General features: G+C 67.8%; 26 protein-coding genes and 1 tRNA gene. 4 read left to right on the top strand and 23 right to left on the bottom strand.

The window, feature by feature from the left end:
• Positions 1–199 precede the first annotated feature (199 nt).
• Positions 200–1453: a UDP-N-acetylglucosamine 1-carboxyvinyltransferase gene (gene murA / locus BST28_RS17080; RefSeq protein ID WP_083082070.1), complete on the bottom strand. Its 1254-nt coding sequence runs from the start codon at positions 1451–1453 to the stop codon at positions 200–202.
• A gap of 100 nt (positions 1454–1553) precedes the next feature.
• On the opposite strand from murA, the gene BST28_RS17075 reads away from it, so the two are divergent.
• Positions 1554–2144: a cob(I)yrinic acid a,c-diamide adenosyltransferase gene (locus BST28_RS17075; protein WP_019735409.1), complete on the top strand. Its 591-nt coding sequence runs from the start codon at positions 1554–1556 to the stop codon at positions 2142–2144.
• A 24-nt stretch (positions 2145–2168) separates the two neighbouring features.
• Here the strand turns inward: BST28_RS17075 and BST28_RS17070 are convergent, their stop codons facing one another.
• From BST28_RS17070 to argS, 21 genes are all read right to left on the bottom strand, one after another.
• Positions 2169–2612, bottom strand: a complete 444-nt coding sequence (locus tag BST28_RS17070) for a DUF2550 domain-containing protein (protein ID WP_043335235.1) — start codon at positions 2610–2612, stop codon at positions 2169–2171.
• A gap of 14 nt (positions 2613–2626) precedes the next feature.
• The gene (locus BST28_RS17065) at positions 2627–2992 is read right to left on the bottom strand and encodes a F0F1 ATP synthase subunit epsilon (RefSeq protein ID WP_019735411.1); all 366 of its coding nucleotides are present in this window, start codon (positions 2990–2992) and stop codon (positions 2627–2629) included.
• A 34-nt stretch (positions 2993–3026) separates the two neighbouring features.
• Complete coding sequence (gene atpD, locus BST28_RS17060; RefSeq protein WP_065289000.1) at positions 3027–4457, bottom strand: F0F1 ATP synthase subunit beta; 1431 nt, start codon at positions 4455–4457, stop codon at positions 3027–3029.
• Between the two features lie 33 nt (positions 4458–4490).
• Complete coding sequence (locus tag BST28_RS17055; RefSeq protein ID WP_065289001.1) at positions 4491–5414, bottom strand: F0F1 ATP synthase subunit gamma; 924 nt, start codon at positions 5412–5414, stop codon at positions 4491–4493.
• A gap of 7 nt (positions 5415–5421) precedes the next feature.
• Entirely contained in the window at positions 5422–7071 is a 1650-nt protein-coding gene (gene atpA / locus BST28_RS17050; RefSeq protein WP_019735414.1) for a F0F1 ATP synthase subunit alpha, read from the bottom strand.
• 60 nt (positions 7072–7131) lie between these two features.
• Positions 7132–8469: a F0F1 ATP synthase subunit B/delta gene (locus BST28_RS17045; protein WP_083082069.1), complete on the bottom strand. Its 1338-nt coding sequence runs from the start codon at positions 8467–8469 to the stop codon at positions 7132–7134.
• An 8-nt stretch (positions 8470–8477) separates the two neighbouring features.
• A complete protein-coding gene (locus BST28_RS17040) occupies positions 8478–8999 on the bottom strand; it encodes a F0F1 ATP synthase subunit B (RefSeq protein WP_019735416.1) in 522 nt (173 codons plus the stop codon).
• 8 nt (positions 9000–9007) lie between these two features.
• Positions 9008–9268 carry a F0F1 ATP synthase subunit C gene (locus tag BST28_RS17035; RefSeq protein ID WP_019735417.1) on the bottom strand — a complete coding sequence of 87 codons (261 nt, stop codon included), beginning with the start codon at positions 9266–9268 and terminating at the stop codon, positions 9008–9010.
• A gap of 61 nt (positions 9269–9329) precedes the next feature.
• Entirely contained in the window at positions 9330–10085 is a 756-nt protein-coding gene (atpB, locus tag BST28_RS17030) for a F0F1 ATP synthase subunit A (protein ID WP_083082068.1), read from the bottom strand.
• Positions 10078–10524, bottom strand: coding sequence for an ATP synthase subunit I (locus BST28_RS17025; protein ID WP_083082067.1), 447 nt, complete (start codon positions 10522–10524; stop codon positions 10078–10080). Before BST28_RS17025 ends, atpB begins: the two co-directional genes overlap by 8 nt.
• Positions 10525–10639: 115 nt before the next feature.
• The gene (locus BST28_RS17020; RefSeq protein ID WP_083082066.1) at positions 10640–11818 is read right to left on the bottom strand and encodes a glycosyltransferase family 4 protein; all 1179 of its coding nucleotides are present in this window, start codon (positions 11816–11818) and stop codon (positions 10640–10642) included.
• Positions 11815–12474: an L-threonylcarbamoyladenylate synthase gene (locus BST28_RS17015; protein WP_083082064.1), complete on the bottom strand. Its 660-nt coding sequence runs from the start codon at positions 12472–12474 to the stop codon at positions 11815–11817. The genes BST28_RS17020 and BST28_RS17015 overlap by 4 nt, the downstream gene beginning before the upstream one ends.
• Positions 12475–12476: 2 nt before the next feature.
• Positions 12477–13328 carry a peptide chain release factor N(5)-glutamine methyltransferase gene (gene prmC / locus BST28_RS17010; RefSeq protein WP_083082062.1) on the bottom strand — a complete coding sequence of 284 codons (852 nt, stop codon included), beginning with the start codon at positions 13326–13328 and terminating at the stop codon, positions 12477–12479.
• Positions 13325–14401, bottom strand: a complete 1077-nt coding sequence (gene prfA / locus BST28_RS17005; protein ID WP_083082059.1) for a peptide chain release factor 1 — start codon at positions 14399–14401, stop codon at positions 13325–13327. Before prfA ends, prmC begins: the two co-directional genes overlap by 4 nt.
• Before the next feature lie 72 nt (positions 14402–14473).
• Positions 14474–14719 (bottom strand): 50S ribosomal protein L31, encoded by a 246-nt coding sequence (gene rpmE / locus BST28_RS17000; protein WP_083082057.1) that lies wholly within the window; start codon positions 14717–14719, stop codon positions 14474–14476.
• Between the two features lie 140 nt (positions 14720–14859).
• On the bottom strand, positions 14860–16845 hold the full coding sequence (gene rho / locus BST28_RS16995) for a transcription termination factor Rho (protein ID WP_083082055.1): 1986 nt from the start codon (positions 16843–16845) through the stop codon (positions 14860–14862).
• Between the two features lie 261 nt (positions 16846–17106).
• Positions 17107–18063 (bottom strand): homoserine kinase, encoded by a 957-nt coding sequence (thrB, locus tag BST28_RS16990; RefSeq protein WP_083082053.1) that lies wholly within the window; start codon positions 18061–18063, stop codon positions 17107–17109.
• On the bottom strand, positions 18063–19145 hold the full coding sequence (gene thrC, locus BST28_RS16985; RefSeq protein WP_019735427.1) for a threonine synthase: 1083 nt from the start codon (positions 19143–19145) through the stop codon (positions 18063–18065). Before thrC ends, thrB begins: the two co-directional genes overlap by 1 nt.
• Positions 19142–20467 carry a homoserine dehydrogenase gene (locus BST28_RS16980; RefSeq protein ID WP_083082051.1) on the bottom strand — a complete coding sequence of 442 codons (1326 nt, stop codon included), beginning with the start codon at positions 20465–20467 and terminating at the stop codon, positions 19142–19144. The genes thrC and BST28_RS16980 overlap by 4 nt, the downstream gene beginning before the upstream one ends.
• Positions 20468–20469: 2 nt before the next feature.
• Positions 20470–21888: a diaminopimelate decarboxylase gene (lysA, locus tag BST28_RS16975; RefSeq protein WP_083082049.1), complete on the bottom strand. Its 1419-nt coding sequence runs from the start codon at positions 21886–21888 to the stop codon at positions 20470–20472.
• Positions 21885–23531 carry an arginine--tRNA ligase gene (argS, locus tag BST28_RS16970; protein WP_083082047.1) on the bottom strand — a complete coding sequence of 549 codons (1647 nt, stop codon included), beginning with the start codon at positions 23529–23531 and terminating at the stop codon, positions 21885–21887. Before argS ends, lysA begins: the two co-directional genes overlap by 4 nt.
• A 110-nt stretch (positions 23532–23641) precedes the next feature.
• Between argS and BST28_RS16965 the strand changes: the two genes are divergently transcribed.
• The 3 genes from BST28_RS16965 (at position 23642) to BST28_RS16955 (ending at position 25716) form a co-directional block, all read left to right on the top strand.
• A tRNA-Arg gene (locus BST28_RS16965) sits at positions 23642–23714 on the top strand.
• Between the two features lie 164 nt (positions 23715–23878).
• Positions 23879–24649, top strand: a complete 771-nt coding sequence (locus tag BST28_RS16960) for an emopamil-binding protein (protein WP_083082045.1) — start codon at positions 23879–23881, stop codon at positions 24647–24649.
• A gap of 149 nt (positions 24650–24798) precedes the next feature.
• Positions 24799–25716 carry an LLM class F420-dependent oxidoreductase gene (locus tag BST28_RS16955; protein WP_019738554.1) on the top strand — a complete coding sequence of 306 codons (918 nt, stop codon included), beginning with the start codon at positions 24799–24801 and terminating at the stop codon, positions 25714–25716.
• Positions 25717–25740: 24 nt separating this feature from the next.
• On the opposite strand, the gene BST28_RS16950 is transcribed toward BST28_RS16955, so the two are convergent.
• Complete coding sequence (locus BST28_RS16950; RefSeq protein ID WP_083082043.1) at positions 25741–26382, bottom strand: TetR/AcrR family transcriptional regulator; 642 nt, start codon at positions 26380–26382, stop codon at positions 25741–25743.
• Positions 26383–26418: the final 36 nt, after the last annotated feature.

Here is a 26418-nt window from a genome sequence, read left to right as displayed (position 1 = left end):
GACGCCGAAGGCATGGCAAAAAACAACAACAAACAAAAACCACCAAACACACTATTGAGTTCTCAAACAACACGCCCGGTTTTCAGGCAACCCCGCCACTCTACTCGGAAGCCGGAGTTGAGTCAACTCCGACTTTTTCGGGGCTACCGGAAGGTCTTCCAGACTGCTCGGCGATCCGCGTGCGGCGCGCCGGCCTGATCTATCTTACACGCTCGATTTCGGCTCCGAGACCGGCCAGGTACTCCACGAACAACGGGTAGCCGCGATCGATGTGATAGACGTCGTGAACCTCGGTGTCACCGTCTGCGACCAGGCCCGCAAGCACCAAACCGGCGCCGGCGCGGATGTCGGAGGCCCACACCGGTGCACTCGAGAGCTGCGGCAGACCGCGCACCACCGCGTGGTGTCCGTCGGTGCGGGCGTCGGCCCCCAGGCGGATCATCTCTTCGACGAACCGGAAGCGGGCCTCGAAGACGTTCTCGGTGATCATCGAGGTGCCGTCGGCGATCGCCGCGAGACCGATCGCCATGGGCTGCAGATCGGTGGGGAAACCGGGGAACGGCAGGGTGGCGACGTTGACGGCCTTGGGCCGGTCGTACTGGACCACCCGGAAGCCGTTGTCGGACTGGGTGATGGTCGCCCCCGCGTCGTGCAACTTGTGCAGGACGAGCTGCAGATGGGCCGGGTCGACACCGGTCACCGAGATGTCACCGCGGGTCATCACCGCCGCGATCGCCCAGGTTGCGGCGACGATCCGGTCGCCGATCACCTCGTGTTCGGTCGGGTACATGCGCGGCACCCCGGTGATCTTCAGTGTCGGGGAGCCCGCGCCTTCGATCTGCGCCCCCATCTGGTTGAGCATCGTGCACAGGTCGGCGACGTCGGGTTCGCGCGCCGCGTTGTGGATGGTCGTCACGCCGTCGGCCAGCACCGCGGCCATCAAGATGTTCTCGGTGGCGCCGACCGAGGGAAATTCCAGCTGGATCTCGGCGCCGCGCAGCGCCTCGGCGTGGGCGACCACGCAACCGTGCTCAATATTGCAGGTGGCGCCCAACTGGCGCAGGCCGGCCTGGTGCATGTCGAGCGGCCGGGACCCGATCGCGTCACCGCCGGGGAGCGCGACCTTCGCGCGCAGGCAGCGGCCCACCAGCGGCCCGAGCACACAGACCGAGGCCCGGAACTGACGGACCGCGGCGAAGTCCGCGTCGTATTTGGGTTCGTCCGGCGAGGTGATCCGCACCGTGGTGCCGTCGAGTTCCACAGTGGCGCCCAGCCCGCGCAGGACCTCGGCCATCAGGGGCACGTCGAGAATGTCCGGGCAGTTGGTGATGGTGCTGGTGCCCTCGGCCAGCAGTGTCGCAGCCATCAGCTTCAGGACGCTGTTCTTAGCGCCGCCGACGGCAACTTCACCGGACAGCCGATTGCCGCCGGTCACCACGAAACGCTCACCCACCCGCGTCAGTGTAGTGACGACTCGGCCCCGATCCCGAAGGAATCCCGGCGCCGACCGAGCCCGCCTCGCACCCCTTGCCGCGCCCGGTACGGTTTGGACCATGGCAGTGCACATCACCCGCGTCTACACCCGTACCGGCGACGACGGCACGACCGGGCTGAGCGATTTCTCCCGGGTTCCCAAGACCGATCCCCGCCTGGTGGCCTATGCCGATTGTGAGGAAGCCAACGCCGCGATCGGTGTCGCGATCGCGCTCGGTAAACCCGACGAAACGGTCGGCGCGACACTGCTGCACGTCCAGAACGACCTGTTCGACGCGGGCGCCGATCTGGCCACTCCCGTGGTGGCGGACCCCAAATATCCGCCGCTGCGGATCACCCAGGACTACATCGACCGCGTGGAAGCGTGGTGTGACGAATACAACGAGCCGCTGCCGCCGTTGAACTCGTTCATCCTGCCGGGAGGTTCGCCGCTCTCGGCGTTGCTGCACGTGGCCCGCACCGCGGTGCGCCGCGCGGAGCGCTCGGCGTGGGCAGCAGTCGACGCGGATCCCAACGGGGTGTCCGTCCTGCCTGCGAAATATCTGAATCGGTTGTCGGACTTGATGTTCGTGCTGTGCCGGGTGGCCAATGCCGACGGCGACGTACTCTGGCAGCCTGGTGGCGACCGGACCGACCGTCCCAAGAAATAGGCGGCGCCAACGGGTTTCGGAGGCTCAGTAACTCTGGCGGCGAGACCGCGGTGAGGGGCGCGCCTCCAGCCAGGACAAAAATGCGGTGCGGGCACCGCGGTCCAGTGCGATCTCGAACCCGGCCCGGCGGTCCTGGGTGATATCGCACAGTTCGAGCACCACGATCTCATCGGTCATGATGTCGAACTCGTCACCGCGGGGGGCGCGACGCGAAACCACGTCCACGCCGCGGCGGGACAGCCGGCGGTCCGGCCACAGTCGCACACTCGAGAGCCGGTAGAAGGCGGCCTCGCCGCCGCGGTACCGGACCACGCCATGTCGCCAACCGTGCCCGCCTACCGCCGGTAGATCACGCATGATCGCCGCGGTACCGCCCTGGCGCAGCTTCCACAACCGGTAGCTCAGCGCGAGGACGGCGCCGAAAAGCACGGCGACGAGCACGACCATGCACATCATGGGCGTGCTCATCGATTCATGCTCCGCTAATCGATGACACCCAGGGCGCGCAGCCGCGCACGGCCCTTGGCCGCAACACGGGGGTCGCCGGACTGCGCATCGTGCCGGGCGGACGCCTCGTCGATCTCTTCGACGAAGTCCACCGACTCCGCCAGGATGCTCACCCCTTCTTCGGTGACCGACAGGAACCCGCCGTGGATGGCGATGCGCAGGTCATCCTCGTCCTGGCGCTCCACCTTCACCATTGCGTCGTCGACCAGCTGGGCGACCAGCGGAATGTGCCGCGGGTAGATCCCGATCTCGCCGACGGTGGTCCGGGTGAAGACGAACGTCGCCTTGCCCGCCCACACCTTGCGATCGACCGCGACGATGTCGACGTCAAGCTCGGCCACTACCCACCGCCTTTCGCCGCCACAAGATTCCGGGTCACAGCTTGGCGCCCAGGCTCTCGGCCTTCTTGGCCAGGTCGTCGAGGCCACCGATGAGGAAGAACGCCTGCTCGGGCAGGTGGTCGAAGTCGCCCTTGGTCAACCGGTCGAACGCCTCGATGGTCTCCTTGAGCGGCACCGTCGAGCCGGGCTGGCCGGTGAACTGCTCGGCCGCCATCATGTTCTGGCTCAGGAACCGCTCGATACGCCGCGCCCGGCCGACCAGCTGCTTGTCCTCTTCGGACAGCTCGTCGATACCGAGAATGGCGATGATGTCCTGCAGGTCCTTGTACCGCTGCAGGATCCGGATGACCTCCTGGGCGACGCGGTAGTGGTCTTCACCGACGATGGCCGGGTCCAGAATGGTCGAGCTGGAGGCCAGCGGGTCCACCGCCGGGAAGATGCCCTTGGAGAACACCGCACGGGACAGTTCGGTGGTGGCGTCCAGGTGCGCGAACGTGGTCGCCGGCGCCGGGTCGGTGTAGTCGTCGGCGGGCACGTACACGGCCTGCATCGAGGTGATGGACCGGCCGCGGGTCGAGGTGATCCGCTCCTGCAGCTCACCCATCTCGTCGGCCAGCGTGGGCTGGTAACCCACGGCCGAGGGCATGCGGCCCAGCAGGGTGGAGACCTCGGAGCCGGCCTGGGTGAACCGGAAGATATTGTCGATAAACAGCAGCACGTCCTGGCCCGCCTCGTCGCGGAACCACTCGGCCATGGTCAGCGCCGACAGCGCCACGCGCATACGGGTGCCCGGCGGCTCGTCCATCTGACCGAACACCAGCGCGGTGTCCTTGAGCACGTTGGCGTCGGCGAGCTCGACCCACAGGTCGTTGCCCTCACGGGTGCGCTCACCCACGCCGGCGAACACCGAGGTGCCTCCGAAGTTGCGGGCGATGCGGTTGATCATCTCCTGGATCAGCACCGTCTTGCCCACACCGGCACCACCGAACAGGGCGATCTTGCCGCCGCGCACGTACGGGGTGAGCAGGTCGACGACCTTCAGCCCGGTCTCGAGCATCTCGGTGCGCGGTTCCAGCTCGTTGAAGGCCGGCGGCTTGCGGTGGATGCCCCAGTGCTCGAAGTCCTCACCGTAGCCCGGCTTGTCCAAGCAGTGGCCGAGGGCGTTGAACACGTGGCCCTTGACCTCGTGGCCGACCGGCACCGAGATCGCCGCGCCGGTGTCGGTCACCTCGACGCCGCGCACCAGGCCGTCGGTGGGCTGCATCGAGATGCAGCGCACCAGGTTGTCACCCAGGTGCTGGGCCACCTCAAGGGTCAGCGTCTTCGCCAGCTCCTCGAAAGTGATGTCGGCGTGCAGCGCGTTGAACAGCTCGGGCACCGCGCCCCGGGGAAACTCGACGTCGACGACGGGGCCGGTCACGCGCACCACGCGGCCGGCGGTTGTCTTGTCAGCGGTAACAGTCATTATCTTCTTCGCTTCCTAGTGCTTAGCGGGGGCTTACCGGGCGGCGTCGGCGAGCGCGTTCGCACCACCGACGATTTCGCTGATTTCCTGGGTGATTTGGGCCTGGCGCTCGCGGTTGGCCTCCAGCGTCAACGCCTTGATCAAATCGTCGGCGTTGTCGGTCGCCGACTTCATTGCGCGCTGGCGCGAGGCCAGCTCCGATGCCGCCGAGTCGAGCAGCGCCGCGTACACGCGGGTGGTCAGGTACCGCGGCAGCAGCGAGTCGAACAGCGTGGTGGCGTCGGGCTCGAACGAGTACAGCGTCCGCGGACCGGTCTCCTCGCCGACATATTCCACCAGCATCGGGGCGATCCGGCGCGCCTCCGCCGACTGCGACAGCATCGAGCGGAAGTCGGTGGCGACGACGTGCAGCTCGTCGACGCCCAGCACCCCGTCGGCACCCGGATGGCTGCCGTCGTCGTCCACTCCGGCCAGGAACGCACCGACCAGGGTCGAGGCGATCGTGGCGGCGTTCTCATACGTCGGCTGCTCGGAGAAGCCGGTCCATGAGTCGGTGATCGTCCAGTTCCGGAAGCTGTAGTAGGCCAACGCTTTGCGGCCCACGACGTAGAGCACCGGGTCCTTGCCCTCGGAGCGCAGCAGGGCGAACAGCTCCTCGGCCCGGCGGAAGACGTTGGCGTTGTACCCGCCACACAGACCACGGTCGGACGACACGACCAGGACACCCGCCCGCTTGGGCTCGCTGCGCTCGACGAGCAGGGGGTGGTCCAGGGCCGCCTCGGCGGCCAACGTCGTGAGCATCCGGGTGATCTCGGTGGCGTACGGCCGCGCCGTCTCGAGCCGGGCCTGCGCCCGGCCGATACGCGAGGTGGCGATCAGCTCTTGGGCCTTGGTGATCTTCTTGATCGACCCGGCCGAGCGGATCCGCCCGCGTAGTTCCCGAAGTGTGGCTGCCATGGCGGAGTTACTTCTTCTTCGCCGGCGCGGCCTTGCGGACCTGCACCGCTTCCTTGCCGAGCTCGTCCTCGTCAAGCGCCTCAACGTGTTCATCGGGCACCACCGAACTTCCGTCGGTGGCGGCGAAGCCCTTCTTGAATTGGCTGATGACCTCGACCAGCTTCTCGCTGGCTTCCTCGGAGAGCTTCTTCGAGTCGCGGATACCGCTCAAGATGTCGCTCTCGGAGGCCCGGATGTGGTCCAGCAGCTCGGATTCGAAGCGGCCCACGTCCTCGACCGGCACCGAGTCCAGGTGCCCCTCGGTACCCAGGAAGATCGAGACCACCTGCTCCTCGACGGGCATCGGCGCGTACTGCGGCTGCTTGAGCAGCTCCACCAGTCGGGCACCGCGCTCCAGCTGCGCCTTGCTGGTGGCGTCCAGGTCGGAGGCGAAGGCGGCGAAGGCCTCCAGCTCGCGGTACTGCGACAGGTCCAGACGCAGCGAGCCGGCCACCTCCTTCATCGCCTTGATCTGTGCGGCGCCACCGACACGAGACACCGACACACCGACGTTGATGGCCGGACGGACACCCTGGTTGAACAGGTCGCTCTCCAGGAAGCACTGGCCGTCGGTGATCGAGATGACGTTGGTCGGGATGTAGGCCGAGATGTCGTTGGCCTTGGTCTCGATGATCGGCAGACCGGTCAGCGAACCACCGCCGAGCTCATCGGAGAGCTTCGCGCAGCGCTCCAACAGCCGGGAGTGCAGGTAGAACACGTCGCCGGGGTAGGCCTCGCGGCCCGGCGGGCGGCGCAGCAGCAGCGAGATGGCGCGGTAGGCCTCGGCCTGCTTGGTCAGGTCGTCGAACACGATCAGCACGTGCTTGCCCTGGTACATCCAGTGCTGGGCGATCGCCGAACCGGTGTAGGGGGCCAGCCACTTGAAGCCGGCGGAGTCCGACGCCGGGGCGGCGACGATCGTGGTGTAGTCCATGGCGCCGCCCTCCTCCAGCGCACGGCGCACGCTGGCGATGGTGGTGCCCTTCTGGCCGATCGCGACATACACGCAGCGGACCTGCTGGTTGGGGTCGCCGGTCTCCCAGTTCTGGCGCTGGTTGAGGATGGTGTCCACACACAGCGCGGTCTTGCCGGTCTTGCGGTCACCGATGATCAGCTGACGCTGACCGCGGCCGATCGGGGTCATCGCGTCGACGGCCTTGACACCGGTCTGCAGCGGCTCGCTCACGCTCTGGCGCTGCACCACCGAGGGCGCCTGCATCTCCAACGGACGGCGGGTCTCGGCCTCGATCTCGCCGCGCGCGTCGATCGGCTGCCCCAGCGGGTTGACCACGCGGCCGAGGAAGCCGTCGCCGACCGGCACCGAGAGCACCTCACCGGTGCGCTTGACCTGCTGGCCCTCTTCGATGTTCTCGAAGTTGCCCAGGATCACCGCACCGACGTTGTGCTCGTCGAGGTTCAGTGCCACGCCCAGCACCCCGCCGGGGAACTCCAGGAGTTCCTGGGTCATCACCGAAGGCAGGCCCTCGACGTGTGCGATGCCGTCGCCGGCGTCGATGACGGTGCCGACCTCCTCGCGCGCGGTGTCGGCGCTGAAGGAGCTCACGTACTCCTCGATCGCCCCCTGAATGTCGTCAGAGGAGATTGTCAACTCTGCCATGGCTTTTCGTCTTCCTGCCTTCGAAATTGGTTGTGGGCTCTGGGACCGGGTAGGTCTTGGTCAGTCGGGCAAGTGCGTCTTCGCGGCGGCCAGGCGCGACGACAGCGTCCCGTCGATCACCTCGTCGCCGACCGAGATCGTCAGCCCGCCCAGCAGTGCCGGGTCGACGCCGACCTGCACCCGCACCGGGTGGCTGTAGATCCGGCTCAACACGGTGTTCAGCCGGGCGCGCTGGGCGTCGCTGAGTTCGGCGGCGGCGCCGACGTTGGCGACCACCTCGCCGCGGCGCGCCACCGCGATCTGGGCGAGTTCGGTGACCGCCTGGTGGGCGGACTGGCCGCGCAGCAACTGGACCGTCTGCTCCAGCAGCGCGGTCGTGATCGAGTTGGCGCCGCTGCCACCGCCGATGACGTTGCGCAGCAACCCGACCCGGCTGGCGGCCGGTGTCGCGGTGTCACTGAGCAGGGTGTCGAGGCGGGGTTGGGCGTCGAGCACGCGAGAGAACCGGAACAGCTGGTCCTCCACCTCGTCGGCCGTGCCTTGATGCTCGGCGGAGAGCAGCAGGGTCTGCCGGGCGAGGTGTTCGACGGCAGCGATCAGGTCGGCCTCACTGGACCACCGGGTGGAGGCCGCGTCGGTCACCAGCTTCAGGGCGGGGGCGCCGATCTTGCCGGAGAACAGCCGCTGCACCAGGCGCACCTTCGGCGTGGCGTCTTCGGTCGGCGTGGTCAGGTGCCGGGTCACCACCGTCTCGCGTGCCAGCAGTTCGGCGACCGCGGTCAGGTCACCGGCCAGAGCGGACAAGCCCTGCTCGTCCAGGCCGCCTGCCGCCTCGCCGAACTTGTCCAGCAAGCCTGTCAGTGCCTCCCGGCTCGCGGAGCGCATCCGGGCCAGGATCGGCGATTCGACCTCGACCGACTTCGGGGCCATCGCGTCGAGTTCGTCGAGGAACCGGTCGACGGTGCTGGCCTGCCGTTGCGGGTCGGCGACGTAGTCGCGAACCAGGTCGGCCGCCCGCTGCACCGCTTCCGCGCCGAGGCCGGACCGCAGCTCACGGACCAGCTGGGCGCGCATCAGACCGACCTGCTGGCCGCCGGCGGACTTGACGCGTTCGGCCTCGACCTCGGCCTGAGAGCGCAGTTGCTCGGTGATCCGCTCGGCATCGGTGCGGGCTTCGGCGGTAACCCGCTTCGCCTCGGTCTCGGCCTTGGCCAGCGCGGTGGAGTGCGCCTGGCTGGCCTCGGCCAGTCGAGCGGACGCGGCCGCAGCCTCTTCCAGCTGCCTGCGCACCGACTCCTGCTGGTCGGCCATCAGCTTGCGCACCGGCGGAACCACGAACTTGACCAACAGCCAGACGATGACCGCAAAGCCGACCAGCTGCCCGATGAAAATCGACATCTCTGTTGCTACCGCCCCGTACTCGCCGCGGAAAGTGCCTCGACCTCAACGCCGAGGATCCGGCTGGCCAAGGTGGCAGACAGCGTCTCCACCCGGGCCTGCAGCTGCTCACTCACCGCATCGCCTTCTTGCTTGAGCTTGTCGGTGGCGGCCTGCAATGTCGAGGCCACCTCCGCCTCGGCCGCCGAGCGCTGCTCGTCGATCACCTTGCGCCCCTCGGCACGAGCTTCGTCGCGTGCCGTGCTGGCCTCAAGGCGCGCCGCCGCCATCTGCTTCTCGTAATCGGCATCGGCGGCCGCGAACTGCTCGGCAGACTCCCGGTTGTCGGCGAGCGTCTTGGTGACCATGTTCTCGCGCTCCCGCAGCACCTTCATGATCGGCGGCACCACGAAGGTACTGATCACGCCGAGCACGATCACAAAGATCGCGAGCACGACGAAGAAGGTGCCGTCGGGAATGAGGAAGCTCTTCTGCGGGCCTTCCTCAGCCGCCTCGCTCATAGCGAGAACAGCAACGCTCATGTCACCCATCTTGTGCGTTACTGCTGCGCGGCGATCGGGGTGGCGAAGACGAACAACGCCATGAAGGCCAGGTTGATGAAGTAGGCCGCCTCGACCAGACCAACGGTGATGAAGAACGGGGTGAACAGGCGACCCTGCGCTTCGGGCTGACGGGCGATGCCGGCGATCAGGGCGTTACCGGCGATACCGTCACCGATACCGGCGCCGATGGCACCGCCGCCCATGATGAGACCGCCGCCGATGAGGGCACCGAGTCCGATCAGATTGGGATCTGCCATTTCATTCCTCCTTGCTAGCTGGTAGTGCTCTACCAGGTCTGATGTGGTCGTGCAGGTACTACTAGTGGTGGTCTTCTTCGAGCTCCATGGCCTGGCTGAAGTACAGGATGGTCAGCAGCGCGAAGATGAACGCCTGGATCAGGCCGACGAACAGGTCGAAGGTCTTCCAGATCGCGTTCGGCGCCACCATGAAGTAGGGGCCGAGCAACGCGATCAGGCTGACCAGGATGCCGCCGGCGAAGATGTTGCCGAACAGACGCAGAGAGAGCGAAACCGGCTTGGCGACCTCTTCGACCAGGTTGATCGGAGCCAGGATCGCAACGTGGCCCTTGAGCAGCCGCAGCGGGTGGCCGAGGAAGCCACGGCGCCAGAACCCGGCCAGGTGGTAGCCGCAGAACACGAAGAGCGCCAGGGCCAGCACGAAGTTGATGTCGCCGGCCGCCGAGGTGATCAGCTCATGGATGCCGTGCTCGTCGGCGTACTGCACCGGCAGCACCGACAGCCAGTTACAGACCAGGATGAAGACGAAGATCGTCACCGCCAGGGGCAGCACGAACGGGGCGATCTTCATCCCGATGGCACCCTCGATCTGGTTGCGCATCTGAATGGTGATCGCCTCGAAGAACAGCTGCACGCCGCTGGGGACCCCGGTCGAGGTGACTTTGGCGCGCAGGAAAAGCGCCAGGGCGATCACGATCACCGCTGCGATCGCGGTGGAGGTGATGGTGTCGATGTTGACCTCACCGACCAGCGGCCATACCGCGGTCTCGTGGTGGCCGACCTCGATGGCCCCCTCAGCCAGGATCGACTCAGTCATTATTCGTCCCTTCAGCGCCGGACTCTGACGCTTGCGCGCGGAGCTTTTTTACCACTGGCAGCATGGTGGTCAGCACCAGCACTACCTCGAACAAGGCCAATCCGAACAGCGCGCCGAGGCCCTCTGGACGGAACTGGTAAGCGATCGCCAGGCCGATCACGCTGATGACCAGCAGACGAGACGCCGAGTTCAGCGCCATCTTCTTCTTCAGCGGATGGTCAGAGGCGGTGATCTTCAGCGCGGACCGGCGGATCAGCAGTGCATTGCCCAGGCCGAGCGCCAAGCCCAGCCCGAAGAACACTCCGAAGAGCGGTCGGCCGAATTGAGCGGCCGCAGCGATTGCGGCAGCGGTCAGAGCGACACAGATCAGTGACAGCCGAATCGGCTGGAACACCACCGACGGCAACACCAACGGCGCATCCTGCGCTGGTGTCGTCACCGCCTCACCCCAATCTCGACTTGCCCTGCGTCACTGTCGTGAAGTTGCCCGCCGAGCGTATCGGATGCCCGAACGCGCTACGGAACCACCTACAACACCATCGTAGACGGTGCTACTACCGCGCGTCGTAGGGGCTGTCTTCCAGGCCGTCCTCGCGACGCAGCAGCGGAATGAGCGTAACCACAATCGCGATGAGCATCGCGCCCAGCATCACCGCCCCGGTGTAGCGCGGGTCGAAGAAGATGGTGCCCGCGGTGCCGAACGCGACTATCGCCACCCACAGGTAGATCAACAGCACCACCCGACGGTGCGAGTGGCCGATCTGCAGCAACCGGTGGTGCAGGTGCATCTTGTCGGGGCTGAACGGGCTGCGTCCGGCGCGGGTGCGACGGATGATCGCCAGCAGCATGTCCAGCGCCGGCACACACACCACCGCCGCCACCAGCAGGAACGGAGACAGCAGCGCGAACACGTCGCGAGCGCCGTACGCGCTCTGCGAGATCGGCCCCGCCGCGGTCGTGGAGGCGGCGGCCAGCATCAGCCCGATCAGCATCGAGCCGGAATCGCCCATGAAGATCTTGGCGGGATGAAAGTTGTGCGGCAGGAAGCCCAGACAGGCCCCGGCGAGCACCACCGAGATCAGCGCCGGCGGGTAGAAGAGCACGTCGCCGCCGTGATCCTGCAGTAGGCCCACGGAGAACAGGCAGATCGCCAGTGCCGTGATCAGACCCAGCCCGGCCGCGAGCCCGTCGAGGCCGTCGACGAAGTTCATCGCGTTGACCACCGACACCGTCAGCGCCAGGGTGAGCAGGATCGACGACACCTGATCCAGCACCACCGTGCCGACGCCGCCCATCGGGATGTAGAGCACGCTCCAGGCGACGCCCATGGTGACCAGCACGCTGGCCGCGGTGATCTGGCCGGCGAACTTGGTCAGGGCGTCCAGGCCCCACTTGTCGTCGAGCAGGCCGATCCCCATGATGACGCCGCCGGCCAGCACCACCGCCGGCATGCCGGTGGAATAGACGAAGCCCCGGGTGAGCGCAGGCAGCTGGGATGCCAAGAAGATCGCGGCGACGATTCCGACATACATCGCCAGCCCGCCCATCCGGGGGGTCGGCTGCACATGAACGTCGCGTTCGCGCGGATAGGCGACCGCACCGAACCGCGTGGCGAGCCAGCGGACCGGCCCGGTAGTGAAGTAGGTGATGATCGCGGCGGTCAACCCGACCAGCGCGAGCTCACGCAGCGGCACTCCGGCGCCACGGTCGGCAAGCGCGAGCAGGCTGGTCACGGCGCCCCTGTCAGCGCGGCCGGGTCCAGCCCCAGCACCGCCCCGATCTGCTCGGCCGAGACCGGCCCGGCCCGGACGATGCGCGGCGCGGGCCCGGTCAGATCGACGATCGTCGAGGCCTGCCCCTGCTCGGCCGGGCCCGCGTCGAGGTAGACGTCGACGGCCTCGCCGAGTTGGCGGCGCGCCTCTGCGGCGTCGACGGCCGGTGCGCCGCCGGAGACGTTGGCGCTCGACACCGCCATCGGGCCGACGGCTTTGAGTACCTCAAGCGCCACCGGGTGCAGCGGCATGCGCACCATGACGGTGCCTTGGGCCTCCCCGAGGTCCCACTGCAGTGACGGAGCCTGGGTGACGATGATGCTGAGCGCCCCCGGCCAGAACGCCCGGATCAGCTCGCGGGCGGTATCGGGCACCACCAGGGCCAGCCCGTCGATGGAGTTCCACGACCCGACCAGCACCCCCACCGGCATCTCACGACCCCGCGCCTTGGCTGCCAGCAACGCGGTCACCCCGGCGGCGTTGAACGCATCGGCGCCGATACCGTAGACGGTGTCGGTGGGCAGCACCGTCAACCGGCCGCTGCGGACCGCGTCGATAGCCGCCGCGATACCCGCCGCGCGCTGATCGACGTCTGCACAGTCGAAAACCTCTGTCATGGTTAGCCGTTCCTGACCGCCGTCACGAACCGGGGCCGGCCGGTCAGGTCCGATCGGGACACCACGTGATCGAACGATCCGGTGCTGCACACGGTTTCGACCGTCGCCGCCGCGGTGGTGTCGTCGTGTTCGACAGCGAACAGGCCGCCGGGACGCAGCAGGCGTGCCGCCAGGGCCGCCAGCGGTGTGATCACCGACATGCCGTCCGGGCCGCCGAATAATGCATGCGCCGGATCGTGCTGAGCTACTTCAGGATCCAACTCCGCGCCTTCGGGGATGTAGGGCGGGTTGCTCACCAGTAGGTCTACCCGGCCGGCCAGCTCCGAGAGCACACCGGGCGCGGTGACATCCGCGCGGATCAATTCCACCGAGGTGTCCGCGCAGTTGCGTTGCGCGTAGCTCAGCGCGGTTAAGGAGTCATCCACGGCGAGTACCCGGGCGTCGGGAAGACTGGCGGCCAACGCGATCGCCAGCGCACCCGAACCGGTGCAGGCGTCGACGATCACCGAGGGCGGCGGAAATCCTTGGGTCCTAGCCGCTTTCAGCACCCATTCCAGCATCGCCTCGGTTTCCGGCCGCGGGATGAACACTCCCGGACCGACGTGCAGCGTGACCGGGCCGAACGCCGCGGTCCCGACCAGATGCTGCAACGGGATCCGGGATCGGCGCGCGGCGACCAATTCCCGGTAGCGGCCGAAGAAGACGTCGCCGGGTGGATCCAGCAGCGCCAGCCGGCCGCGATCGGTACCGGCGGCATGCGCGGCCAGTTCCTCGGCGTCGTATCGGGCCGAGTCGATTCCGGCATCGGCGAAGACCGCTGTGGCGGAGTCGATCGCGTCCCGGAGTGCGTTCACGACGTCCCCTGCAACCGGGATTCTTTGTCGGCGGCGGCCAGCGCGTCGAACAGCGCATCGAGGTCCCCGTCGAGGACCTGGTCGAGGTTGTGCGCCTTGTAGCCGATGCGGTGGTCGGTGATCCGGTTTTCCGGGAAGTTGTAGGTGCGGATGCGCTCGCTGCGGTCCACGGTGCGGATCTGGCTGGCCCGATCGGCCGAGGCATCCGCCTGGGCCTGCTCCTCGGCAACCGCCTGCAGCCGGGCCGCCAAAACCTGCAATGCCCGGGCCTTGTTCTGCAGCTGCGACCGCTCGTTCTGGCAGGTCACCACGATCCCGGTCGGCAGGTGTGTGATACGTACCGCGGAGTCGGTGGTGTTGACACCCTGGCCGCCCTTGCCGGAGGACCGGTAGACGTCGATACGCAGATCCGACTCGTCGATCTGGACCTCGCCGACCTCTTCGGGCTCGGGGTAGACGAGCACGCCGGCGGCGGAGGTGTGGACGCGGCCCTGGGATTCGGTCACCGGCACTCGCTGCACGCGGTGCACCCCGCCCTCGAACTTCATCCGCGACCACACGCCGTCGGCGCTGTCGCCCTTGCTGGCGATGGTCAGGGTGGCGTCTTTGTATCCGCCGAGGTCGGAGGTGGTCTCGTCGAGGACGGTCACCTTCCAGCCCTGACGTTCTGCGTAGCGGATGTACATGCGGGCCAGATCGGCGGCGAACAGTGCCGATTCCTCGCCGCCTTCGCCGGATTTGACCTCGAGCACGATGTCGTCGGCGTCGTGCGGGTCGCGGGGCGCCAGCATGTCGGTGAGGGCGGTGTCCAGTTCGGCGACACGGGCCTCGAGTTCGGGTACCTCGGCGGCGAACGACGCGTCGTCGGCGGCCAGTTCCCGGGCGGCCTCGAGGTCTCCGCGGGCCGACTCGAGCTTGCGGTGGGTGGCGATGATGGGGGCCAGTTGGGCGAAGCGCCGACCGGCGCGACGCGCCTCGACCGGATCGTTGTGCAGTTCAGGATCCGACAGCTGCGTTTCCAGGGCGGCGTGCTCGGCCAGCAGGGCGTCGATCCCCTGAATGCTTTGAGTCATCTCACCTCCATCCCCGAACGCAAGCCGACGCCCGGATGACGTGCTGGCACGTTCCGGGCGTCGGTGAGGGAGCTACTTGTCGTCGGCTGCTGCAGTTGCAGCGGCACCGGCGTTGCGCTTGCCGTAGCGCTTCTCGAAGCGTGCGACCCGGCCGCCGCTGTCCAGGATCTTCTGCTTGCCGGTGTAGAACGGGTGGCACTGCGAGCAGACCTCGACCACGATGTGGCCGCTCTCCTTGGTGCTGCGGGTGGTGAAGCTGTTGCCACAACCGCAGACCACGGTGGTCTCGCCGTAGGCAGGGTGAATGCCAGATTTCATGATGTCCTCTTCGATCGTGGGTCGCCGGGTCGCCCGCCTGTGGGCTGGACGTGAACCGGAACCTGAGGTGTTCGATTATGCCAGCTGCGCTGTCGGCTCCCAAAACGCCGGGAGCCTCCCCCGCTATTCCGTGCGCTCGGTCAGTCGTTGTCCATGCCCGGCGTGGTCTTGGACACCTGGACCAGGAACTCGTAGTTGTTCTTGGTCTTGCGCAGCTGACTCATCAGCAGGTCGATGGCCTGATGCGAATCCAGGCCCGAGAGCAGCCGACGCAGCTTGTGCACGATCGCGAACTCGTCCGGCGAGAGCAGCAGCTCGTCCTTGCGGGTGCCCGACGGGTTGACGTCGACGGCCGGGAACACCCGGCGCTCGGCGATCTTGCGGTCCAGCTTGAGCTCGGCGTTGCCGGTGCCCTTGAACTCCTCGAAGATCACCGTGTCACCGGTGGAGCCGGTCTCGACCATCGCGGTGGCGATGATGGTCAGTGAGCCGCCGTCCTCGATGTTGCGGGCCGCGCCCAGGAACCGCTTGGGCGGGTACAGCGCGGTGGAGTCCACACCACCGGACAGGATGCGGCCCGACGCCGGCGAGGCATTGTTGTAGGCACGCCCCAGCCGGGTGATCGAGTCCAGCAGCACCACGACGTCCTTGCCCTGCTCGACCAGGCGCTTGGCCCGCTCGATGGCCAGCTCGGCGGCCTGGGTGTGGTCCGACGGCGGCCGGTCGAAGGTCGAGGCGATGACCTCGCCCTTGACCGAGCGCTGCATGTCGGTGACTTCCTCGGGCCGTTCGTCGACCAGCACCACCATCAGGTGGCATTCCGGATTGTTGCGGGTGATCGCGTTGGCGATGTCCTGCATGATCGTGGTCTTACCGGCCTTGGGCGGCGACACGATCAGCGCACGCTGCCCCTTGCCGATCGGCATGATCAGGTCGATGACGCGGGTGGTCAGCTTCTCGCTGGTGGTCTCCAGCCGCAGCCGCTGGTTGGGGTACAGCGGGGTCAGCTTGGAGAACTCGGGGCGCTTCTTGGCGTCCTCGACGGGTCCGCCGTTGACGGAGTCCAGCCGCACCAGCGGGTTGAACTTCTGCCGCTGGTTGGGCTGTTCGCCGTCGCGGGGCACCCGCACCGCGCCGGTCACCGCGTCGCCGCGGCGCAGCCCGTTCTTGCGCACCATGTTCATCGACACGTAGACGTCGTTGGGTCCGGCCAGGTAGCCCGAGGTGCGCACGAACGCGTAGTTGTCCAGCACGTCGAGGATGCCGGCCACGGGCTGCACGACGTCGTCTTCGCGCAGTTCGGCGTCGCCGCCCTCCCCGCCCCGTTCGCCACGGCGGCGACGGTCCCGGAAGCGCCGGCCGCGTCGGCCACCGCGTCCGTCGTCGTCGTCGGCGTTCTGCTGGCCGCCGCCCTGCTGGCCCCGGTTCTGCTCGTCGCCCTTGGACTGAGACGAGTCCTCGGACTTGGCGCCCTCACGGCGGCCACCGGCCTGGTCGGCCTTCTCGTCGGGCTTGTCCTGCTTGCGGGACTCGTCCTGCTTGCGGGACTCGCCCTTGTCCTGGTCTGCGCCGCCGTCGACGGAGGGCGCGCCGGTACCGCGGCTGGCGCTGCGCCGCTCGCGACGCGGCGGCGCCTCGGGCGCTCGGGCCTCGCCGGTCTCGGCGGCCTCGGCGCGCGCCGGCTCAGCACCGTTGGCCGCGCCGTTGGCAGCGGACTCGGTGCGGGTGGCCTCGGCGTTCTGGGCTTCGGTGTTCGGGGCTTCAGCCTTCGGGGCTGCGGCGTTGCCGCCATTGCCACCATTGCCGCCGCTGCCGCCGACCTCGCGGATCGCGGCGATCAGCTCGCTCTTACGCATCCCGGAGGTGCCTTTGACGCCGACGCGGTTGGCCAGCGCCCGCAGCTCGGGCAGCACCATCGCCGACAACGAGGGCTCCGGCGTGGTTGTTGCGGCACCGTTGTCCGGCGCCGCAACGGGGGCCGACTCGGTGGTGGGCGCAGCGACGCCGCCGCTGGTAGTGGAGGCCTCAGCGGCCACCTGGCTCGGGTTCTCGGGAGCGCTCTGGGCAGTCGGCAGTGAAGCCTGCCCAGTGCCGCCTTCAGCCGTGAAGAGGTCCGTTTCGGTCACGGATTTCCTTTCTTCCCTCGTCGGTTTTGTCACGCGAGGGGTTGGGTGCATTCAGCGGAGTCGCCGAGTGCGTGTCACCGTCGACGGTGTAACGGTGATACCCGTATCGACGGCATCGAATCGCAAGCCGTCAGCTACGGGAAGAATTTGGTGGCATCCCAGTGACATCGCAGTCTGATCCAGGTGCTGATGCCGCGAATGCGGGACGGGACCGAGGATAACGCGCTTCGGAGCCTGACGCAACAAGAACCGCGGCGTGCCTCACCCGGGCACCACCACCCCGCTGTTCCACTTGACCGCGTCGCCGACCCGCATCTCGGCCACCGTGAACGCCCGCGCCGCCGGAGCCTCGAGCACCTCAGCGGGCAATTCGGCCGCGGTGCTCAGCGCGATCACCGCCGGCCCGGCGCCGGAGAGCACCGCGGCGATTCCATGCTCGCGCAGCAGTTGCAGGAACTGCGCCGACTCGGGCTGCGCCGTGGCGCGCTGCGGCTGGTGCAGCAGGTCCTCGGTGGCCGCCATCAGCAGGTCCGGCCGCTCGGTCAGCGCCACCACCAGCAGCGCGGCGCGACTGACGTTGAATCGGGCGTCGCGATGACTGACCTGCTCGGGCAGCAGCATGCGCGTCTCCGCGGTCGACGATCGCAGTTCCGGTATCGCCGGGAACAGATGGATGTCGGGGTGCAGGCGCAGCCCTGCCGCCGCATAGGTCACCTGTTCTGCCGCACCTTCGCCGCTGCTCTGGGTCCAGGAGACCACCGCACCGCCGAGCACCGCGGCCGCGGCGTTATCGGGGTGGCCCTCGAACTCCGAAGCCAGCTGGATCAACTGGGATTCCGACAGCCCGGGCCGATCAAGTTGCGCGACAAGGCCGTTGACCGCGGCCAAGCCCCCGACCACCGCGGCCGCCGACGAGCCCAGCCCACGCTGGTGCGGGATGGCGTTGCGGCAGCGCACCACCATCCCGGGGACATCGACACCGAGTTCCCGCAGACCCCGCTGGATGCCTTGGACCACAAGGTGATCCGACGTCAGTGGAACCTGGCCGGCGCCCTCCCCCTCGACGTGGACCACCAGCCCGGACTCGACCGTCTCGACGATGACCTCGTCGTAGAGGCCCAACGCCAAGCCGAGACTGTCGAAGCCGGGACCCAGATTGGCGCTCGACGCCGCCACCGCGACGCTGGCCGTCAACCCGGTCGGCAACAACTGAACCACTAGGCCAGCCCCAATTCGGCGACCACCGTGGCCGCATCGACGGGAACCGCGGTGACCTCGGGCAGATCCCTCAGCGCGGTGTCGGGATCCTTGAGCCCATTTCCGGTGACCGTGCACACGATGGTCGACCCACGCGGCACCCAGCCGTCCTGCACGGATTTGAGCAACCCGGCGATGCTGGCCGCCGACGCCGGCTCGACGAAGACGCCCTCGGACTGGGCCACCAGGTGGTAGGCGGCCAGGATCTCCTCATCGGTGGCGGCCAGGAACCGTCCACCGGAGTCCTGCTGTGCTTCGACGGCCTGCGTCCACGACGCCGGCGAGCCGATGCGGATCGCGGTGGCGATGGTCTCGGGGTTCTTGACCGGTTCGCCGAGCACCAGCGGCGCGGCACCGGCGGCCTGGGTACCCAGCATCTTCGGCAGCTTCTCGGTCAGGCCGTCGGCGTGGTACTCGCGGTAGCCCTTCCAGTACGCGGTGATGTTGCCGGCGTTGCCGACCGGCAGCGAGTGGATATCGGGTGCGGTGCCCAGCGCGTCGACGATCTCGAAGGCCGCGGTCTTCTGGCCCTCGATGCGCACCGGGTTCACCGAGTTCACCAGGGAGATGGTCGGGAAGTCGGTGGCCATCTTGCGGGCCAACTCCAGGCAGTCGTCGAAGTTGCCGTCGATCTGGATGATCCTGGCGCCGTGCATGACCGCCTGCGCCAGTTTGCCCATCGCGATCTTGCCCTGCGGGATCAGCACCGCGCAGGTGATGCCGGCGCGTGCGGCGTACGCCGCCGCCGAGGCCGAGGTGTTTCCGGTCGAGGCGCAGAGCACCGCCTGCTGGCCGCGGGCCACCGCTTCGGTGACAGCCATCGTCATGCCGCGGTCCTTGAACGAACCGGTCGGGTTGAGCCCCTCCACCTTCAGGTGCACCGTGCACCCGATCTGTTCGGAGATCCGCTTGGCATGTATCAGCGGGGTGCCGCCCTCGTGCAGGGTGATGGCCGTCCAGTCGTCGCCGACGGGAAGACGGTCACGGTAAGCACCGATCAAGCCGGGCCAGGGGCGATGGATCGGTGTCCGGGTGGAGCTCACTGGTCTGTTCCTTCCAGTCGTAACACGCTGGCGACCTGCTGGACCGCATCCAGTTCGGCCAGCGCCGCAACGGTTTCCGACAATGCCGATTCGGCGGCGCGGTGGGTGACCACCACGATGCGGGCACCGGTCAATTGGCCCTCGTCGTCGGACACGCCTTCCTGGCGCACCTCGGCGATGCTCACCTCGTGGGCGGCGAATTCGGCTGCCACCGTGGACAACACACCCGGCTTGTCGGCGACGTCCATGCTCACGTAGTAGCGGGTCTGCACGTCGCCGATCGGCGCGATGGCCAGTTGGGCGTACTTGGACTCGCGCGGCCCGCGACCGCCCTGCACCCGGTTGCGGGCGGCCATCACCAGATCGCCCATCACGGCCGAGGCGGTCGGCGCACCGCCGGCGCCCTGGCCGTAGAACATCAGCCGGCCGGCCGCCTCCGCCTCGACCACCACGGCGTTGAATGCGCCGTTGACGGTCGCCAGCGGGTGCTCCAGCGGTACCAGAGCAGGGTAGACCCGAGCCGAAACCCGCTGTTGGCCATCACGTGTGGTGATGCGTTCGCAGATCGCCAGCAGTTTGATCGTGCAGCCCAGGGCGCGCGCCGCGGTGAAGTCTTCGGGGGTGATGTTGGTGATGCCCTCGCGGTAGACGTCGTCGGCGGTGACCCGGGTGTGAAAGGCGATCGACGCCAGGATCGCGGCCTTGGCGGCGGCGTCGTAGCCCTCCACGTCGGCGGTGGGGTCGGCCTCGGCATAGCCCAGCGCGCTCGCGTCGGTCAGGGCGCTGGCGTAGTCAGCGCCGGTGGAGTCCATTTCGGACAGGATGTAGTTGGTGGTGCCGTTGACGATGCCGGCCACCCGCAGCACGGTGTCCCCGGCCAGCGACTGGGTCAGCGGCCGGATCACCGGGATCGCACCGGCGACACTGGCCTCGAAATACATGTCCACGCGTGCCGCCTCGGCCGCCTCGGCCAGCGCCCCGGTGGACCGCGACAGCAGGGCCTTGTTGGCGGTGACGACCGACTTGCCGTGCGTGATCGCCCCCAGGATCGCTTGGCGGGCGGGCTCGACCGGCCCCATCAACTCCACGACGATGTCGACGTCGCTGCGCGACACCAGGCTGTCGATGTCGTCGGTCAGCAGTTCGACCGGCACGCCGCGATCAGCGGCCACCCGGCGCACGCCGACGCCGCGCAGCACCAGCGGAGCACCGATCCGGGCGGCCAGGTCATCAGCACTGGCCTCGATGATCCGGACGACTTCACTGCCGACGTTGCCCAGCCCGAGGACGGCGACGCCCACCGGACTCGCGGAATCGGACACGCTTACCTCACCTCCAGGCTGATCAGGTCATCGACGGTTTCCCGGCGCAGCATAAGGCGAGCCTTCCCGTCACGCACCGCCACCACCGCCGGGCGGGTGAGCAGGTTGTAGCGGCTCGACATCGAGTAGCAGTAGGCGCCGGTGGCGGCCACGGCGATCAGATCGCCGGGAATCAGGGTCTCGGGCACCCAGGTGTCGCGGACGATGATGTCGCCGGTCTCGCAGTGCTTGCCGACGACACGCGCCGGCACCGGGCCGGCATCTGTCGTCCGCGACACCAGCCGGACGTCATACTGCGCGTCGTAGAGCGCGGGGCGGATGTTGTCGCTCATGCCCCCGTCGACGCTGACATAGCGGCGGTGGGCGGTGGCGCTGACATCGACATCTTTGACGGTGCCGACCTCATAGAGCGTGACGGTGCCCGGCCCGGCGATGGCACGGCCGGGTTCGACGACCAGGGTCGGGGTGGGCAGGCCCACGGCGGTGGACTCCTCGCGCACGATCGCGGTGAGTTTCGCGGCGAGCTCGGCCATCGGCGGCGGGTCGTCCTGCGGCAGATAGGAAATACCCAGTCCCCCACCCAGGTCGATGACCGACAGCTGGGCGGTCTTGTCGACACCGAACTCGGCGACCACGTCGCGCAGCAGTCCGATGACCCGGTGGGCGGCCAGCTCGAAGCCGTCCACGTCGAAGATCTGCGACCCGATGTGGCTGTGCAGGCCGATCAGCCGCAGATGGTCGGCGGCGAACACCTTTCTGATGGCCTCCATCGCCGCACCGCTGGCCAGCGACAGACCGAACTTCTGGTCCTCGTGGGCGGTGGAGATGAATTCGTGGGTGTGGGCCTCCACGCCGACGGTCACCCGGACCAGCACGTCCTGGGTGACACCGGCCTCAGCCGCCACCGCTTCGAGGCGTTCGATCTCGATCATCGAGTCCAGCACGATGTAGCCGACGCCGGCCTCGACCGCGGCGGTCAGCTCTGCGACCGATTTGTTGTTGCCGTGCACCGTGATCCGCTCCGCCGGGAAGCCGGCGTGCAGCGCGACCGCCAGCTCTCCCCCGGTGGCGACGTCCAGACCCAGGCCCTCCTGGTCGATCCAGCAAGCAATCTCGCTGCACAGGAAGGCCTTGGCGGCGTAATGCACGTTGTCGCCCCCACCGAACGCCTCGGCGATCTCGCGGCAGCGGCTGCGGAAGTCGTCCTCGTCGATGACGAACAGCGGGGTGCCGTACTGCTGCGCCAGGTCGGTGACGGCCACACCGGCGATCCGCACCACGCCGCCGTCGTCGCGAACGGCGTTGCGCGGCCACACATTCGGTGCCAGTTCCAGCAATTGCTGCGGGGTCTGCGGCCGCGGCGGCAGACCGTCGTGGTGAATCCCCTCGGCGTGGCGCGGCCCGGCGGGGTGGACGTTCACATCCGCTCCGGTGCGCTCACACCCAGGATGCCCAGGCCGTTGGCGACGACCTGGCGGGTGGCCTGGCACAGCGCCAGCCGGGCGGTGTGCAGATCATTGGGCTGCTCGTCACCCTGCGGCAATACCCGGCAGCTGTCATAGAACCGGTGATAGTCACCGGCGAGGTCTTCCAGATACCGGCACACCCGGTGCGGCTCACGCAGCGCGGCAGCGGTTTTCAGCACCCGCGGAAACTCCCCCAGGCTGCGGATCAGCGCGCCCTCCTTCTCGTGGGCGAGCAGCCCGAGATTGGCGGTGTCGGCGCTCATGCCTAGTTCGGCGGCGTTGCGGGCCAGCGCCGAGAGCCGGGCGTGGGCGTATTGCACGTAGTAGACCGGGTTTTCGTTGCTCGCCGAGGACCACAGCGCCAGGTCGATGTCGATCGGGGTGTCCACCGAGGAGCGGATCAGGCTGTAGCGGGCGGCGTCCACGCCGATGGCCTCGACCAGGTCGTCGAGGGTGATCACGGTGCCGGCCCGCTTGCTCATCTTGACCGGTTGGCCGTCGCGCACCAGGTTGACCATCTGGCCGATCAGCACCTCGACTGCTGCCGGGTCGTCGCCGAAGGCGGCCGCGGCGGCCTTGAGCCGGGCGATGTAGCCGTGGTGGTCGGCGCCGAGCATGTAGATGCACAGGTTGAAACCGCGCTCGCGCTTGTCCAGGTAGTAGGCCAGGTCGCCGGCGATGTAGGCGGGCTTTCCGTCGCTTTTGATCACGACGCGGTCCTTGTCGTCGCCGTAGGCGCTGGTGCGCAGCCAGGTGGCGCCGTCTTTCTCGTAGATGTTGCCGTTGGCGCGCAGCCGCTCGATGGCCTGCTCGACGCGGCCGGAGGTATGCATCGAGTCTTCGTGGGTGTAGACGTCGAAGTCGGTGCCGAACTCGTGCAGCGATTCCTTGATGTGGGTGAACATCAGGTCCACGCCGATGGAGCGGAACGTCTCCTGCGCGTCGGGACTGTTGAGCGCGTCGGGCACCTTGGCCTGGATTTGTGCCGCGATATCGGTGATGTAGGCGCCGGCGTAGCCGTCCTCGGGGGCCGGCTCGCCCTTGGCGGCGGCGATCAGCGATTTGGCGAACCGGTCGATCTGGGCGCCGTGGTCGTTGAAGTAGTACTCGCGGGTGACCGCCGCACCCTGGGTGGACAGCAACCGGCCCAAGGCGTCGCCGACCGCGGCCCAGCGGGTACCGCCGATGTGGATGGGGCCGGTGGGGTTGGCCGAGACGAACTCCAGGTTGACGTTGAGCCCGTCGAACTCACTCGAGTGGCCGTAGTCGGTCCCGGCTGCCACGATGTTGGCCACGATGGTGCCCTGCGCCGAGGCGTCCAGGCGGATGTTGACGAAGCCGGGACCGGCGGTTTCGGCCGAGGCGACCCCGTCGGCTTGTGTCACGGCGTCGGCCAGCCAACCGGCCAGCTCACGCGGGTTGACACCGACTTTCTTGCCCAGCTGCAGGGCCAGGTTGGTGGCGTAATCGCCGTGCTCGGGGTTGCGCGGCCGCTCGACGGTGACCGCCGCGGGCAGCGCGGCGGGGTCCAGGTCATGCTCGGCCAGCACCGCGGCGGCGGTGGTCTTGAGCAATTCGGCCAGATCGGCGGGGGTCACGAGGCTCCATCCTATGGTCTGACGTGGTCAGGACCCGAATCCGTCCGGTTCTTGGGCATCGACTCTCATGCGCTAGTCTGTCAAAGCCCACACGGCGCCGTAGTACGTGCGCCCCCGTAGCTCAGGGGATAGAGCGTCTGCCTCCGGAGCAGAAGGCCGCAGGTTCGAATCCTGCCGGGGGCACTTCCAAAATCGCCTCTGCCGTGCGTTACGGGCCGGCGTCGAGCAGTCCCCGGAAGGCACCGCGCCGCGCCGAGCCTCAGCCCCAAAGCCATACCGCCACCGGCGGTTCGGGATAGGCTGCGTCGCGATAGCAAGTAGTTGAGATTGCGCCGCGAGGGACGACGATGACTGCTGTGCAGGACCACGAGACGGATTTCGCCCGGCCCTGGGCCCCGCACCGGTTGCGCATTTACACCGGCACTGCCCTGTTCGTGCTGGGCATGTTCCTGCTGCTGACCATCGCGATCGGCCTGCGCATCATTCCGGCCAGCTTCCGGGTGGATGTGATCGCCAACATGATCTTCGGGATCCCGGTGATGCTGCTGCCCTTCGTGATCCTGTGGGCGGCACCCGGCGAGCATCGCGGTCGGCTGGACCGGGCTGCCGAGCTGACGCTGTTCTACATCCCGTTCACCGCGGCCAGCCAGATCGGCTACGAGCTGATGTTCCTGATCGGTCAACCGCTGGGCTGGTGGGCGCCCACCGACGATCCGGGCTGGAAGTGGCTGTGGTGGCAATACGGACTGGCCGACACCCGCTACGTCAGCGGCAATCCGTGGGTGTTCGCCCTTGAGGTGGTCGGGGTCAGCACCGGCATCACCGTCTTCGTGATGTGGACCAAGCTGCTGAGCTCGACGCTGCCGCTGGAGTCCCGGATCCGCTGCCTGTGGGTGGTGTTGGTCGGCATCTCCATGTTGATGAGCAGTACCGCGGTCTACTTCCTCAGCGAGCTGGGGGCGGGGTTCGCCGACATCGGGCAGGACAGTTGGGGCTTCTGGTTCAAGTTCATCGGGGAGAACGTGCCGTTCATCGTGTTGCCGCCGCTGGTGATCTATGCGACGTACCTGCAGATCGACCACCTGACCCGCCAAGCGGGCGCCCGCGACGCTGATTAGCGATCGCTCAGCGCCAGCCGTTCGGCGCGTGCATTCACCAGAACATCACGGCCGCGGGAAATAGAAGACCTAGGCGCTCTCGCTATTCCGCTCTTCGCGGATAGCGGAATCACCTCCGGTAGGCCTTCCACGCCCCTAGGGTCGACCACGTGACGATTCGACTTGGCTTCCAGATCCCCAACTTCTCCTACGGCACCGACATTTCAAAGCTGTTCCCCACCGTTATCGCCCAAGCCCAAGAGGCCGAGGCCGCCGGGTTCGACGCGGTGTTCTTGATGGACCACTTCTACCAACTGCCCATGCTGGGCTCTCCCGACCAGCCGATGCTCGAGGCCTACACGGCTCTGGGTGCACTGGCGACCGCGACCGAACGGGTCCAGCTGGGCACGCTGGTCACCGGCAACACCTACCGCAACCCGACGCTGCTGGCCAAGATCATCACCACCCTGGACGTCGTCAGCTCCGGCCGGGCGATCCTGGGCATCGGTACCGGGTGGTTCGAGCTCGAACACGACCAGCTGGGTTTCGAGTTCGGCACCTTCACCGACCGGTTCAACCGGCTCGACGAGGCGTTGCAGATCATCCTGCCGATGCTCAACGGCGAGCGCCCGACCTTCGAAGGCAAGTGGTATCGCGCCCGTGAGGCGATGGCCGAACCCCGCTTCCGCGACCACATTCCGCTGCTGATCGGCGGCAGCGGTGAGAAGAAGACGATCCCGCTGGCGGCTCGCCACTTCGACCATCTCAACCTCATCACCGGATTCGACGAGCTGCCGGGGAAGGTCGACGCGGTCCGGCGTAGCTGCGAGGAGGTGGGCCGCGACCCGGCCACCCTGGAGACCACCATGTTGCTCACCGCGCTGGCCGGCGACGCTGTCAGCGCCGACCAGATCCCCGCCGAGATGAGTCAGCGGATGGTGGTCGGCAGCCCGGAATCGATCGCCGAGCAGATCAAGACCAAGGTCCTTGATGCCGGCGTGGGCGGGGTGACCATGAACATCCCCGGCTACACCCCCGGGGTGATCGCCGAGGTCGGTGCGGCGTTGCACGCGGTGCTCGACGCCTGATCCCACCGTGCTCGGCCCGGTCAGTCACGACGACAAGCGGTGAATGGCAGCGAAGATTCGCTGTGAGCGCGCGGTCATGTCGGCAGCGCTCTCGCCGGGGTTCTGCCGCCACCAGGCCACCAGAGCCGAGACCACGTTCTCCCAGACCAGCGTGATCGCCGACAGGTCCTGCGGGTCGGTGACCCCGAGGCCGGCCAGAGCCGACGCCACACCCTCGGCAGCCTGCCGGCGCAAGGCACGTCGTTGTTCACGGGCCGCATCGCGAGCGGGCCCGGCGGGCACGGTCCGGTCGTAAATCACCGGCCAGTCGCTGGGCCGGCGAGCCAAGCACTCGAAAATCGCTGCCAACACCCGTGTTCCGCTCACCACACTCACGGGCGTCTCGGATCGCTCACCCGACTCAACGGTGCCGGGCGCTGTCATGGCGCCGCCGATCGCGTCGATCAGCGACCTGCCCGCACGGCGCACGCACGCTATGTAGACACCCTCTTTGGACCCGAAATAGCTGAGCACAAGGGTTTTCGAGACGTTGACGCGCGCCGCGATCGATCCGACCACGGCGCCGGCATACCCCCGTCGTTCGAATTCCTCACCGGCAGCGTCCAAGATCGCCGTCTCCCGCACCTCGCGCGGAACGCCCTTGGTTCCACTACGGTGATTCGCCACCCGGCAACCCTAGCGATGTGAGAGCTATCACTTTGA

The organism is Mycolicibacter kumamotonensis, assembly GCF_002086285.1.
Classification (GTDB): Bacteria; Actinomycetota; Actinomycetes; order Mycobacteriales; family Mycobacteriaceae; genus Mycobacterium; species Mycobacterium kumamotonense.
Note: the sequence above shows the minus strand (reverse complement) of the source record. Positions and strands in the feature narration are given on the sequence as shown.

Bases quoted from the DNA above. Each gene is read 5' to 3' on its own strand.
- BST28_RS17075 (WP_019735409.1), top strand. From the start codon at position 1,554: ATGGCAGTGCACATCACCCGCGTCTACACCCGTACCGGCGACGACGGC.
- BST28_RS17070 (WP_043335235.1), bottom strand. From the start codon at position 2,612: ATGAGCACGCCCATGATGTGCATGGTCGTGCTCGTCGCCGTGCTTTTC.
- atpD (WP_065289000.1), bottom strand. From the start codon at position 4,457: ATGACTGTTACCGCTGACAAGACAACCGCCGGCCGCGTGGTGCGCGTG.
- BST28_RS17055 (WP_065289001.1), bottom strand. From the start codon at position 5,414: ATGGCAGCCACACTTCGGGAACTACGCGGGCGGATCCGCTCGGCCGGG.
- atpA (WP_019735414.1), bottom strand. From the start codon at position 7,071: ATGGCAGAGTTGACAATCTCCTCTGACGACATTCAGGGGGCGATCGAG.
- BST28_RS17045 (WP_083082069.1), bottom strand. From the start codon at position 8,469: ATGTCGATTTTCATCGGGCAGCTGGTCGGCTTTGCGGTCATCGTCTGG.
- BST28_RS17040 (WP_019735416.1), bottom strand. From the start codon at position 8,999: ATGGGTGACATGAGCGTTGCTGTTCTCGCTATGAGCGAGGCGGCTGAG.
- BST28_RS17035 (WP_019735417.1), bottom strand. From the start codon at position 9,268: ATGGCAGATCCCAATCTGATCGGACTCGGTGCCCTCATCGGCGGCGGT.
- atpB (WP_083082068.1), bottom strand. From the start codon at position 10,085: ATGACTGAGTCGATCCTGGCTGAGGGGGCCATCGAGGTCGGCCACCAC.
- BST28_RS17015 (WP_083082064.1), bottom strand. From the start codon at position 12,474: ATGACAGAGGTTTTCGACTGTGCAGACGTCGATCAGCGCGCGGCGGGT.
- prfA (WP_083082059.1), bottom strand. From the start codon at position 14,401: ATGACTCAAAGCATTCAGGGGATCGACGCCCTGCTGGCCGAGCACGCC.
- rpmE (WP_083082057.1), bottom strand. From the start codon at position 14,719: ATGAAATCTGGCATTCACCCTGCCTACGGCGAGACCACCGTGGTCTGC.
- BST28_RS16960 (WP_083082045.1), top strand. From the start codon at position 23,879: ATGACTGCTGTGCAGGACCACGAGACGGATTTCGCCCGGCCCTGGGCC.